Origin of the sequence: Rhodobacter sp. (genome assembly GCA_020637515.1) — a bacterium.
Taxonomy (GTDB): domain Bacteria; phylum Pseudomonadota; class Alphaproteobacteria; order Rhodobacterales; family Rhodobacteraceae; genus Pararhodobacter.
On record JACKKG010000001.1, the window covers coordinates 320725 to 333492 of the forward strand.

The window sequence follows — 12768 nt, forward strand, 5'->3', positions numbered from 1 at the left end:
CTGGTCCGAGTTTGCGCGCGGGGCTCGCCAATGGCAAGCCCCGCCGCCGCCCGCCGCGCGCCCCGATCAGGCGGCGCGCACCCGTGCGTCGCTGTCCCAGGTGCCGGCGTTGGCCAGGATGAAAGCGGGCTCGTGATAGGCTTGTTCCAGCAAGCGGCGATACAGCGCCCCCTCGGCGGCGCGGTCCAGTGGCTGATCCACGCCGGCGACAATCTGCAATGCCTCGCCCAGGGCATCGACGGTGCCAGACCCCTCGTCGAACTGCGCCTTTTTGCGCCACACCAGGTCATGCGGCAGAAGATCGGCGCAAGCCTTGCGCAGGATCCATTTCTCGGTCGTGGGGCCGGTGCTTTCGAGGCCCTCGGTGCGGCGCATCTTCAGCGTTGCCGGGATCGACTGCGAAAAGGCGATCAGATCGCGGTCCAGGAAGGGGGTGCGCGCCTCGAGCGATTCCGCCATCGTCACCCGGTCCACCCGTTGCAGGTTGATGTTGTGCATCGTCCCCAGGCTGCGGGTCAGTTCGTCGGCCAGCGCGCGCGGGTGATCCACATAGGCGTGGTGATAAGTGTAGCCGGCGAACAGTTCATCCGCCCCCTCGCCCGTCAGCACCGCCTTGACGTGCTGCGCGGCCAGCTTCGCGGCGAAATGCGTGGGCACCGCCGAGCGCACCAGATCCACATCCGCGCTTTCCAGGTGATAGATCACATGCGGCAGGACGCGCGCGACATCGGCGGGGGTAAAGGCGTATTCGTGATGATCCGCGCCGATATGCGCCGCCACCCGGCGCGCCGCCAGCAGATCCGCGCTTCCCGCCGTGCCGACCGAGAAGGTTTTCAACGGGCGGCTCGACTGCCGGGCGGCGATGGCGGCAATGATCGAGCTGTCCAGCCCGCCGGACAGAAAGCTGCCGACCTCGACATCCGCGACCATCCACTTTGCAACCGCCTCGTCCAGCACGCGGCGCAATTCCTGCGCGGTGCCGTCGATATCCAGGCCCGGCTCGGGCTCGGCCGCGCCTTGCGGCATACGGAACCAGCGGCGTTCGCCCAGGGCACTGTCATACAGGCACCCGGGGCCGACCGCGCGCACATCGGTGACGCCCAGACCGTCAAAGGCCTTCAACTCGGACGCCAGGGCCAGCCCTTCGCCGATCCGCGCAACATAGAGCGGTTTGATCCCCAGCGGATCGCGCGCGGCCATGAAGCGCCCGGGTTCGGCCAGGATGAAAGCGAACATGCCGTCCAGACGCGCCACCCAACGCGGGGCGTCGGTGCGTTTCAGGTGCAGCACCGTCTCGCTGTCCGAGGCCGAGCGGAACCGCTCACCCCCCAGGATCGCCCGCAGGTCGCGGTGGTTGTAGATCTCGCCGTTCACCACCAGCATGTCGTCTTGCTGGATGATCGGCTGGCGGCCGTCGTCCGGGCCGATGATGGACAGGCGGCAATGCGCCATGATGACGCCATGAGGCGCACGCACGACCTCGGTCGCGTCAGGGCCACGATGGGAAATCTTGCGGATCATGGTCGAGGCCAGCGCCTCGTCCCCGCAGTTCCAAAGGCACACGATTCCGCACATGCCAAACTCCCGTTCTCATGCGTCGCACAAAGGTTACAGAACCTCGGTTTCCGGGTTCCCCGGCAGGGTCACTTCCAGCAATTGCAGATCCGCGGTCGGCTGCGCGTAGCGCGTCGCCATGCCCGGCGGAATGACGAACCCGTCGCCCTTTTCCAGGCGGAAAGGGTCCTTGCCCTCGCCCTCGAGCACCAGGCCGCCGGCCATCACATAGGTGAACAGGATGTCGCCCTTGTGGCGCGTCCACGCGGTTGGCTGGCCGTCCGGCCGCGCCACCATGACCGAGGCGACGCCCCGGGTGTTCGCGTCGATCGTGGTATCGCGGGCCTCGAACCCGGGCAGGCGAAAGGGGCGGAACACCCCGTCGGCAGCCAGACTGTGCACGAACCGCTGCCCGTTCCATTCCCGATCCGGGCGCTGCTGCGGCGTCGGCAGGTTCATCGCGTGGTCGATTTCGGTGACATGCTCGGCCGGGACACCGATTTCGATGACCTCGACATCGTCGCCCGAATGACAGACGCGGTGGCGGATCTCGGGCGGCTGGATGAAGCAGTCGCCCGGCGTCAGGCGACGCATCCCGCCCTGGTCCTCATACAGCACATCGACCCAGCCGTTGACGCAGAAGATCAGCTGAAAGCCGACCTTGTGAAAATGCACCATGTCGGGCACCGGACCGCCGCCCGGGATGCGAATGTGGCTGGCGATCATCGCGCCGCCCAGCCGGCTGGGCACCAGGTCGCGATAGTTCATGCCGGCGCGGCCGATGACCCAGGGCGCCTGATCGGCCATGCGACGCACGACAAAGGCGTGCTCGGTCGCGGGCAGGACCAGCGGCGGGTTCAGTTCGTCGATCTCGATCCGGGTGCCGTTGGGCGCGGTCAACACGCGCTGCCCCCCGGCGAACGCGTCCGGCGAGTCGGTCAGCAGGCGAATCGTGCCGGGCCCTTCGGGCGCGCCCTTTTCGATCCGCAGCCGCAACCCGTGCCCCGAGAACACAGCCACCTGCGGATCGTCGGCGGGATAGATCATGTCCATCCGCAGGCCCAGGACCTTGGTGTAGAACGGGATGTCGTCGCGCAACTCGTTGGTTGGCAGGCGGATTTCGGCACGGGTATCGGTCATGCAGGGCCTCGCGTTTACCGGCAGTCTGGCCCCCTGTCTTCGGCTTTGCAAGAGAGTGCTTCAGCCACCGCGAAGAATGCAGGACTGGCGTTTTGCGGAAAATGGTTTAATGCTGAACCAAATTGTGGAGGGCCTCATGGACGAAGCGCACAAGGACGATGTGAAACAGGCCGCGCGCCAGGCGGCGCTGTTCTACCACGAGTTTCCGCGCCCCGGAAAACTGGAAATCCGCGCGACCAAGCCGCTGGCCAACGGCCGCGACCTGAGCCGCGCCTATTCCCCCGGCGTCGCCGAGGCCTGCCTCGAGATCAAGGCCGACCCCGCCACGGCCGCGCGCTACACCTCGCGGGGCAATCTGGTGGCGGTGGTGACGAACGGCACCGCCGTGCTGGGGCTGGGCAACATTGGCGCGCTGGCATCGAAGCCGGTGATGGAGGGCAAGGCGGTGCTCTTCAAGAAGTTCGCCAACATCGACTGTTTCGACATCGAGGTGAACGAACCCGACCCTTACAAGCTGGCCGATATCGTCTGCGCGCTTGAGCCGACATTCGGCGCGATCAACCTCGAGGACATCAAGGCGCCCGACTGTTTCATCGTCGAACGCCTGTGCCGCGAACGCATGGGCATTCCGGTGTTCCATGACGATCAGCACGGCACGGCGATCGTGGTCGGCGCGGCGGCGGTGAACGCGCTCAGGCTGACGGGCCGCAGCTTTGACCAGATCAAGGTCGTCTCGACCGGCGGCGGCGCGGCGGGCATCGCCTGCCTGAACATGCTGCTGAAACTGGGCGTCCGGCGCGAGAACGTCTGGCTGTGCGACATCCACGGCCTGGTTTTCGAAGGCCGCGAACAGGACATGAACCCCGAAAAGGCCGCCTTCGCCCAGCCCACCGACCTGCGCACGCTGGATCAGGTAATCGAGGGCGCCGACCTGTTCCTGGGCCTGTCCGGCCCCGGTGTGCTGAAGCCCGAGATGGTCGCCCGCATGGCCGACGATCCCATCGTCTTTGCGCTGGCCAACCCCACGCCCGAAATCATGCCCGACGAGGTGGCCGCGGTCGCCCCCGGCGCCATCGTCGCCACCGGGCGTTCGGACTATCCGAACCAGGTGAACAACGTCCTGTGCTTCCCGTTCATTTTCCGCGGCGCGCTGGATGTGGGCGCGTCCGAAATCAACGACGCGATGGAGGTCGCCTGCGTCGAGGGGATCGCCAAACTGGCGCGCGCCACCACCTCGGCCGAGGCCGCGGCCGCCTATCAGGGCGAAAAGCTGTCCTTTGGCCGCCAGTATCTGATCCCCAAACCCTTTGACCCGCGGCTGATGGGCGTGGTCGCCAGTTCGGTCGCGCGGGCGGCGATGGAAACCGGCGTCGCGGCGCGGCCGCTGGCGGATCTGGACGCTTACAAGCGCGGGCTGGATCAGTCCGTGTTCCGCTCGGCCATGCTGATGCGCCCGGTGTTCGAAAGCGCGCGCATCGCCTCGCGCCGGATCGTCTTTGCCGAGGGCGAGGACGAGCGCGTGCTGCGCGCCGCCCAGGCCATCATGGAGGAAACCACCGAGGTGCCGATCCTCATCGGCCGCCCCGAGGTGATCGAACGCCGCTGCGAACGCTATGGCCTGCCGATCCGCCCGGGCCGCGAGTTCGAGGTGGTCAACCCCGAGAACGACCCCCGCTATCGCGACTATTGGGAAACCTATCACGGGTTGATGGAACGGCGCGGCGTCACCCCTGACACCGCCAAGGCGATCCTGCGCACCAACACCACCGCCATCGGTGCGGTCATGGTCCACCGGGGCGAGGCCGACAGCCTGATCTGCGGCGCCTTTGGCCAATACCTGTGGCACCTGAACTATGTGCGCCAGGTTCTGGCCCGCGACGGCCTTTGCCCGGTGGGTGCGCTCAGCCTCATCATCCAGACCGAGGGGCCGCTGTTCATCGCCGACACCCAGGTCAACCCCGAACCGACGGGCGCGCAGATCGCCGAAACCGTTATCGGCGCCGCCCGCCATGCCCGCCGTTTCGGTGTGCAGCCCAAGGTCGCGCTGTGTTCGCATTCGCAATTCGGCACCCTGGACACATCCTCGGGTCGGCGGATGCGCGAGGCGCTGGAGATCCTCGACGCCTCGGGCCTGGATTTCGAATACGAGGGGGAAATGGCGGTCGATGCGGCCCTGGACCCCGAGCTGCGGGAAAGAATCTTCCCGCGCTCGCGGATGGGAGGGGCGGCGAATATCCTGGTCTTTGCCAACACCGACGCCGCCAGCGCCGTGCGCAACATCCTGAAGACCCGCGCCAGCGGGTTGGAGGTGGGCCCGATCCTGATGGGCATGGGCAACAAGGCGCATATCGTGACGCCCTCGATCACCGCGCGCGGCCTGCTGAACATGGCCGCCATCGCCGGCACCCCGGTGTCGCATTACGGCTGAGTCGGGGGGCGTGCTAACAGGCCGGGCAAAGTTTGCAAACTCTGCCCGGTCCGGCGCGCCCGCGCGGCCAGCGAGGCCGTTTTGCAAAAATTAGCCAGCATGCGCGGCGAAATCTGCAAACCTTTTTGCCGCACCCCGGCCCTGTCCTGCGGTAACAGCGTTGCAACGGCGCCATGACCCGGCGTAACTGACCCCACCGAGGAGGAGGGTCCCATGAGTTACGCCGACGTTTACCGCCGCTCGATCGACAACCCCGACAGCTTCTGGCTGGACCAGGCGCAGGCCATCGACTGGGACACCCCGCCGACCCGGGCCCTGTTCGCCGAAAACGCCCCCATCTACGAATGGTTCAAGGACGCCGAGGTCAACACCTGCTGGAATGCCGTGGACCGCCATGTCGCCCAAGGGCGCGGCAACCAGACCGCCATCATCTACGACAGCCCCGTCACCCATGTGCGGCAGGAAATCACCTATGCCGAACTGCTCGAACGGGTGAGCAGCCTGGCCGGCGCGCTAAAGGCCCAGGGCATCGAAAAGGGTGACCGGGTCATCATCTACATGCCGATGATCCCCCAGGCGCTGGAGGCGATGCTGGCCTGCGCGCGGCTGGGCGCGATCCATTCCGTGGTGTTCGGCGGCTTTGCGGCGCGCGAACTGGCGACCCGCATCGACGACGCCACGCCAAAGGCGATCATCGCAGCGAGTTGCGGCATCGAACCGGGCCGCGTGGTGCATTACAAGCCTCTGCTCGACGGCGCGATCGACATGGCCAGCCACAAACCCGATTTCTGCGTGATCTATCAGCGCGAACAGGAGGTGGCCCATCTGACCCAGGGGCGCGATCTGGACTGGCACGAATTCCAGTTCGGGGTCGAACCGGCCGCCTGCGTTCCGGTGCGCGGCGATCACCCGGCCTATATCCTGTATACCAGCGGCACCACCGGCCAGCCCAAGGGCGTGATGCGCGCGACGGGCGGCCACCTGGTCGCGCTGGCCTGGACGATGAAGAACCTCTACAACGTCAACCCCGGCGAGGTCTTCTGGTCGGCCTCGGACGTGGGCTGGGTCGTGGGGCACAGTTATATCGTCTATGGCCCGCTGATCCACGGCGCCACGACCATCGTGTTCGAGGGCAAACCCGTGGGCACGCCCGATGCGGGCACCTTCTGGCGGGTGATCGACCAGAACAAGGTGGTCAGCTTCTTCACCGCGCCCACCGCCTTTCGCGCCATCAAGCGCGAGGACCCCAAGGGCGAATTCCTGAAGAAATACGACACCTCGAGCCTGCGCGCACTGTTCCTGGCGGGGGAACGTGCGGACCCCGACACGGTGAACTGGGCCGCCGCGAAACTGGGCGTGCCGGTGATCGACCACTGGTGGCAGACCGAAACCGGCTGGGCGATCTGCGGCAACCCGCAAGGGCTGGAGCCGCTGCCCGTCAAGGTCGGCAGCCCCTCGGTGCCGATGCCGGGCTATGACGTGCGCGTGCTGGACGAGGGCGGCCACCCGCTCGCGCCGGGCACCCTGGGCGCCATTGCCATCAAGCTGCCCCTTCCCCCCGGCACCCTGCCGAACCTGTGGAACGCCGAGGCGCGCTTTCGCAAGTCCTATCTCGACCATTTCCCCGGCTATTACGAGACGGGCGACGCCGGCTATATCGACGCGGACGGCTATGTTTACATCATGGCCCGCACCGACGATGTCATCAACGTCGCCGGGCACCGGCTGTCCACCGGCGCGATGGAAGAGGTCCTGGCCAGTCACCCCGATGTCGGTGAATGCGCGGTGATCGGCGTGGCGGACGATCTGAAGGGGCAGGTGCCGCTGGGCTTTCTGTGCCTGAACAAGGGCACCAACCGGCCCCACGACGAGGTCGTGCGCGAAAGCGTGAACCTTGTGCGCGACCGGATCGGCCCGGTCGCGGCGTTCAAGCTGGCCGTGGTGGTGGATCGCCTGCCCAAGACGCGCTCGGGCAAGATCCTGCGCGCCACGATGGCCAAGATCGCCGATGGCGAAGAATTCAAGATGCCCGCCACGATCGACGACCCGGCGATTCTGGACGAGATCGCCGTTGCGCTGAAAACCCTGGGATACGCCGGCGGCTGACCCAGGGTCGAACCCGCGACATTGCAAAGGTAACGCCCCGTCACGCAAGTGTTCGGGGCGTTCGCATGTGAAAACCGGGATTCATCCCTTGATTGTGCCACGGTTCCGCCGCAATCTCGTGCAAGGGTAGTTAATGGTGTGATTCCAAACAAACATATGGATGATTGGTTCGAAATGGATCCCGGCAGACGGACCCCTCCCGCCATCGACAAGGCGGTTCTGGAACGTCTGTTCGCCATGGGGGATTCGTCGTTGCGCCGGGCGCTGTGCGCGCAGTTGCGCGCCGACTTTCAACGACTGCATCAGGCGGTTCTGGGACCGGACGGCGCCGCCGTCGGGCGTGCCGCGCACGAGTTGAAGGGGCTTGCGGCGACGGTCGGGGCCGGGCGGCTCACCGATCTGGCGCGGGCGCTGGATGCGCGCGCGGAAAACCTGGGCGCCGCGGCACGCGCTGCGATCGTCACCCCCGTCCTGCATGAGATCGAGGCCGTGCTTGCCTGTCTCGATTCCGCCGCCGGGGAACCCCCTGCGGCATGACCAAGCCACTGACATCGGACACGATCCTGCTGATCGAGGACACGCCCTCGTTGCAGATGATCTACAAGGCCGCGTTGAACCGCGCCGGGTTCACCGTGGAAACCTGCGGCACCGCGGCCGAGGGGACGGCCGCCTTTCAGCGGCTGAAAACCTCGATCGTGCTGCTGGACCTGATGCTGCCGGACCGCGCCGGGCTGGATGTCATGCAGGACCTGCTGGTGGCCGAGCCCCGCACCTGCGTCATCGTCATCACCGCCAACGGTTCGATCAACAAGGCCGTTGAAATGATGCGCGCCGGGGCGCATGAATTCCTGGTCAAGCCGTTCGACGACCAGCGCCTGATCGCCGCGGTCGAGAACGCCCGCAAGGCGCTGCGCCATCGCCCGCAGCCGCTTCACGCGCCGCGTGGCGAAGCCCCCGCGCGGCAGGTCCTGCCCCCGTTCATCGGCCATTCCGAACCGATGCAGGCGGTCTATGAAAAGATCCGCTCGGTCGCGCGGTCGATGGCAACGGTCTTTGTTACCGGCGAAAGCGGCACCGGAAAGGAACTCTGCGCCGAGGCGGTGCACCAGGCCTCGGCCCGCGCGAGCGGCCCGTTCGTGGCGCTGAACTGCGGCGCGATCCCCGTGGACCTGCTGGAATCCGAGGTGTTCGGCCACCTGCGCGGGTCCTTCACCGGCGCGATCTCGGACAAGCTGGGCGCGGCGGCGGCGGCGGACGGCGGCACGCTTTTCCTGGACGAGATCTGCGAAATGGATCTCAACCTGCAAACCAAGCTGCTCAGGTTCCTGCAAACCTCGACCATCACGCCGGTCGGGGCGACGCGCCCGCGCAAGGTGAACGTGCGGATCATCTGCGCCACCAACCGCGACCCGGCCGAGGAGGTCCGCCGCGGCCGGTTCCGCGAGGACCTGTATTACCGCCTGCATGTGGTTCCGATCCACCTGCCCCCGCTGCGCGACCGCGGCGACGACGTGAACGAGATCGCCGACGCGCTGATCTCGCAAATGGGGCGCGAGGAAAACCATGACTTCCAGGGCCTGTCGCCGCGCGTGCGCGAGTTGTTCCGCGCCCTGCCCTGGCCCGGAAACGTGCGGCAGCTCATCAACGTGCTGCGCAATGTCGTGGTGCTGAACGACGGCCCCCACGTCACGCCCGAGATGCTGCCGCCCGATCTGCTGGCGATCCGTGCCGCCCCCGCCCCCGCGGCCGGGGAACGCAGCGGGCTGTCGCTGGGGGACCTGGCCGGCCGCACGCTGGCGCAGATCGAGCGCATCGTCATCGAGGATGCGCTGGCCCGCCACGGCGATTCCGTGCCCAAGGCGGCGCGGGAACTGGACGTCTCGGCCTCGACCCTCTATCGCAAACGCGAAGCCTGGGCCAAAGCCGACGAGGGATGATGTCCGACACGCGCCGTTCGCTGCTCATCACCGGGTGTTCCTCGGGGATCGGGTATCACTGTGCCCATGCCATGCGCGCGCGCGGCTGGCGGGTCTTTGCCTCGTGCCGTCAGCAGGCCGATTGCGACCGCCTGACCGCCGAGGGGTTCGAGGCCCCGCGCATCGACTACGCCGACGAGGCCAGCATCGCCGCCGGGATCGACGCCGTGCTTCAGGCGACCGGCGGTCGGCTGGACGCGCTGTTCAACAACGGCGCCCACGCCTGCCCCGGCGCGGTCGAGGATCTGCCGACCGGCGCCCTGCGCGAGATCTTGCAGGTCAACGTGCTGGGCTGGCACGAACTGACCCGCCGCGTCATCCCGGTGATGCGTGCGCAGGGCCATGGCCGGATCGTGCAGAACTCCAGCGTCCTGGGCTACACCCCCTACCGCTGGCGCGGCGCCTACGGCACGTCGAAATTCGCGATCGAGGGGCTCAGCCGCATCCTGCAACTGGAACTGTCGGACACGCCGATCAAGGTGGTTCTGATCCAGCCTGGTCCCGTCGCGTCGAAAATCCGCGTCAATTCGATCCCGCATTTCGAACGCTGGGTGGATTGGCGCAACAGCCCGCGCCGCGCGCAGTATGAGGGCAGCCTGTTGCAGCGGCTTTATCAGGGCGGACCCAAAGACCGCTGGGAACTGGGCCCCGAGTCCGTCGCCCGGGTGCTGGTCAAGGCGATCGAATCCGCGAACCCGCGCCCGCGCTACACCGTGACCGTGCCGGCGGCGCTGATGGCCTGGGCTGTCCGCCTGCTGCCCGAGCGCACGCTTCTGGCAATTCTGTCGCGGCAATGAGGGGGCGCGACGAACTTGCCACTGGCTTTCTGACACCGGGGCGTTAAGTCAGGGGCAACCAAACGGAGGGCGCCATGCTACTCAACGATCCGCTGTTCATCCTCGCTGCCGTCCTGTCGCTGGTGGTGCTGGGCATCCTGTTGTTCGGCGTCGGCAGCTTTGCCCGGGGGGGCGAATTCAACCGGCGCAACGCCAACAAGATCATGCGCTGGCGGCTGGGCGCGCAGTTCGTGGCGGTGGTCGTCATCGTCGCCTTTGCCTATCTGCGGCACAGGGGCTGATCGGTCCGATGGTCGTTCTGAACAAGATCTACACCCGCACCGGCGACAAGGGCGAAACCGCGCTGGGCAACGGCAACCGCGTGCCCAAGGACGCGCCGCGCGTCGAAGCCTACGGCACCGTGGACGAGACCAACGCGACTGTCGGCCTGGCGCGACAGCACAGCACCGGCGACATGGACGCCGCGCTGGCCCGCATCCAGAACGACCTGTTCGACGTGGGCGCGGACCTCTGCCGCCCCGATCTGGCCGCCGATGCCGCCGCCGACTATCCCCCCCTGCGCATGACCGATGCCCAGGTGGACCGGCTCGAAGCCGAAATCGACGCGATGAACGCCGCACTGGCGCCGCTGCGCAGCTTCGTGCTGCCCGGCGGCACGCCCCTGGCCGCGTCGTTGCACCTGTGCCGCACCGTCTCGCGCCGGGCCGAGCGTATGGCCGTGGCTCTGGCCCGCGAGGGCGACGTGACCCCCGCCGCGGTGCGCTACCTCAATCGCCTGTCGGACTGGTTCTTCGTTGCCAGCCGCGTCGCCAACGACAATGGCGCCGGCGATGTGCTGTGGGTGCCGGGCGCCAATCGTTGACGCTAACGCGGTCCCGACGCGGCGTCCGCATGGCGCTGAGTGTCGTTTTTCCCCTGTTTTCCGCGCCGCAGAGACGCTAGGAAACGGGTCAGCATCCAATCCGCCCTGGGGTCCGCCCGAGGGCCGCGAGCAAGGGAGAATGTCGCCGATGAAAGTTCTGGTGCCCGTGAAGCGGGTGATCGACTACAACGTGAAGGTCCGCGTGAAGGCGGACGGGTCGGGTGTGGACCTGGCGAACGTGAAGATGTCGATGAACCCGTTCGACGAGATTGCGGTCGAGGAAGCCATCCGGCTGAAGGAAAAAGGCGTCGCGACCGAGGTCGTGGCGGTGTCGATCGGCGTGAAGCAGGCGCAGGAGACGCTGCGCACGGCGCTGGCGATGGGCGCGGACCGGGCGATCCTGATCGTGGCCGCCGACGACGTGCACCAGGACATCGAGCCGCTGGCGGTGGCGAAGCTGCTGGCCGCCGTGGTCAAAGAGGAACAGCCGGGTCTGGTTCTGGCCGGCAAGCAGGCCATTGATAATGACATGAACGCCACCGGCCAGATGCTGGCGGCGCTTCTGGGCTGGTCGCAGGGCACCTTTGCGTCCGAGCTGGAGATCGCCGGCGACAAGGCGAAGGTCACGCGCGAGGTGGACGGCGGTCTGCAGACGATCGAGGTGGCGATGCCCGCGATCATCACCGTGGACCTGCGCCTGAACGAGCCGCGCTATGCCTCGCTGCCCAACATCATGAAAGCCAAGAAGAAGCCCTTGGATGAAAAGACGCCCGCCGACTACGGCGTCGATGTCACGCCGCGGCTGAGCGTGGTCAAGACCTCGGAGCCTGCCGCGCGCAAGGCCGGGGTGAAGGTCGGTTCGGTGGACGAACTGATCGCGAAACTGAAAGACGAAGCGGGGGTGATCTGATGGCCGTTCTTCTGCTGGGTGAAGTGACCGACGGCGCGCTGTCGCGCGACGCCACCGCCAAGGCCGTGACGGCCGCCCGCAAACTGGGTGACGTGACCGTGCTGTGCGCCGGGGCCTCGGCCGCGGCCGCGGGTGCGGACGCGGCGACCATCGCCGGTGTGGCAAAGGTTCTGGTGGCCGAGGACGCGACGCTGGGTCACCGGCTTGCGGAACCGACCGCGGCGCTGATCGTCGCGCTGGCGGGCGGCTATTCGCACATCGTCGCGCCCGCGACGACGGACGCCAAGAACGTGCTGCCGCGCGTCGCCGCGCTCCTGGATGTGATGGTGCTGTCGGATGTCTCGGGCATCGTCGATGCCGACACGTTCGAGCGCCCGATCTATGCCGGCAACGCGATCCAGACGGTGAAATCGTCGGACGGCGTGAAGGTCCTGACGGTCCGCACCTCGACCTTCGAGGCCGCGGGCGAGCAGGCGGCAGCGGCGATCGAGAGCGTCCCGGCGGCGGCGAACCCCGGCCTGTCGTCCTGGATCGAGGACAAGGTCGCGGCCTCGGACCGGCCGGAACTGACCTCGGCCAAGATCGTGGTCTCGGGCGGTCGCGGCGTCGGCTCTGAGGAGAATTTCCGCATCATCGAGGCGCTGGCGGACAAGCTGGGCGCGGCGGTGGGCGCCTCGCGCGCGGCGGTGGACAGTGGCTTTGCGCCGAACGACTGGCAGGTCGGCCAGACCGGCAAGGTCGTGGCGCCGCAGCTTTACGTTGCGGTCGGCATCTCGGGCGCGATCCAGCACCTGGCGGGGATGAAGGACTCGAAGGTCATCGTGGCGATCAACAAGGACGAGGAAGCGCCGATCTTCCAGGTCGCCGATTATGGCCTGGTGGGCGATCTGTTCACCGTGGTCCCGGAACTGACCGGCAAGCTGTAAAACCCCGCGGACGGGCAGAATCGCCCATCCGGCACGAACCTGACGGCCCGCCCCATGGCGGGCCGTTGC

11 protein-coding genes are annotated in these 12768 nt (G+C 67.3%); 9 read left to right on the plus strand and 2 right to left on the minus strand.

What is annotated here, in order from left to right:
- Window positions 1–66: 66 nt before the first annotated feature.
- Window positions 67–1575, minus strand: a complete 1509-nt coding sequence (gene asnB / locus H6900_01605; GenBank protein ID MCC0071963.1) for an asparagine synthase (glutamine-hydrolyzing) — start codon at window positions 1573–1575, stop codon at window positions 67–69.
- A 33-nt stretch (window positions 1576–1608) separates the two neighbouring features.
- Complete coding sequence (locus tag H6900_01610) at window positions 1609–2694, minus strand: cupin (protein MCC0071964.1); 1086 nt, start codon at window positions 2692–2694, stop codon at window positions 1609–1611.
- Between the two features lie 136 nt (window positions 2695–2830).
- Between H6900_01610 and H6900_01615 the strand changes: the two genes are divergently transcribed.
- The 9 genes from H6900_01615 (at window position 2831) to H6900_01655 (ending at window position 12699) form a co-directional block, all read left to right on the plus strand.
- Window positions 2831–5122, plus strand: coding sequence for an NADP-dependent malic enzyme (locus H6900_01615; protein MCC0071965.1), 2292 nt, complete (start codon window positions 2831–2833; stop codon window positions 5120–5122).
- Window positions 5123–5335: 213 nt separating this feature from the next.
- On the plus strand, window positions 5336–7228 hold the full coding sequence (locus H6900_01620) for a propionyl-CoA synthetase (GenBank protein ID MCC0071966.1): 1893 nt from the start codon (window positions 5336–5338) through the stop codon (window positions 7226–7228).
- Window positions 7229–7384: 156 nt separating this feature from the next.
- Complete coding sequence (locus H6900_01625; GenBank protein ID MCC0071967.1) at window positions 7385–7765, plus strand: Hpt domain-containing protein; 381 nt, start codon at window positions 7385–7387, stop codon at window positions 7763–7765.
- Window positions 7762–9165: a sigma-54-dependent Fis family transcriptional regulator gene (locus tag H6900_01630; protein MCC0071968.1), complete on the plus strand. Its 1404-nt coding sequence runs from the start codon at window positions 7762–7764 to the stop codon at window positions 9163–9165. The genes H6900_01625 and H6900_01630 overlap by 4 nt, the downstream gene beginning before the upstream one ends.
- A complete protein-coding gene (locus H6900_01635; GenBank protein ID MCC0071969.1) occupies window positions 9165–10001 on the plus strand; it encodes an SDR family NAD(P)-dependent oxidoreductase in 837 nt (278 codons plus the stop codon). Before H6900_01630 ends, H6900_01635 begins: the two co-directional genes overlap by 1 nt.
- 74 nt (window positions 10002–10075) lie before the next feature.
- Entirely contained in the window at window positions 10076–10282 is a 207-nt protein-coding gene (locus H6900_01640) for a twin transmembrane helix small protein (GenBank protein ID MCC0071970.1), read from the plus strand.
- Between the two features lie 8 nt (window positions 10283–10290).
- Window positions 10291–10863, plus strand: a complete 573-nt coding sequence (locus tag H6900_01645) for a cob(I)yrinic acid a,c-diamide adenosyltransferase (GenBank protein ID MCC0071971.1) — start codon at window positions 10291–10293, stop codon at window positions 10861–10863.
- A gap of 148 nt (window positions 10864–11011) precedes the next feature.
- On the plus strand, window positions 11012–11773 hold the full coding sequence (locus H6900_01650; protein MCC0071972.1) for an electron transfer flavoprotein subunit beta/FixA family protein: 762 nt from the start codon (window positions 11012–11014) through the stop codon (window positions 11771–11773).
- The gene (locus H6900_01655; GenBank protein ID MCC0071973.1) at window positions 11773–12699 is read left to right on the plus strand and encodes an electron transfer flavoprotein subunit alpha/FixB family protein; all 927 of its coding nucleotides are present in this window, start codon (window positions 11773–11775) and stop codon (window positions 12697–12699) included. The genes H6900_01650 and H6900_01655 overlap by 1 nt, the downstream gene beginning before the upstream one ends.
- The last annotated feature ends 69 nt before the right edge of the window (window positions 12700–12768 follow it).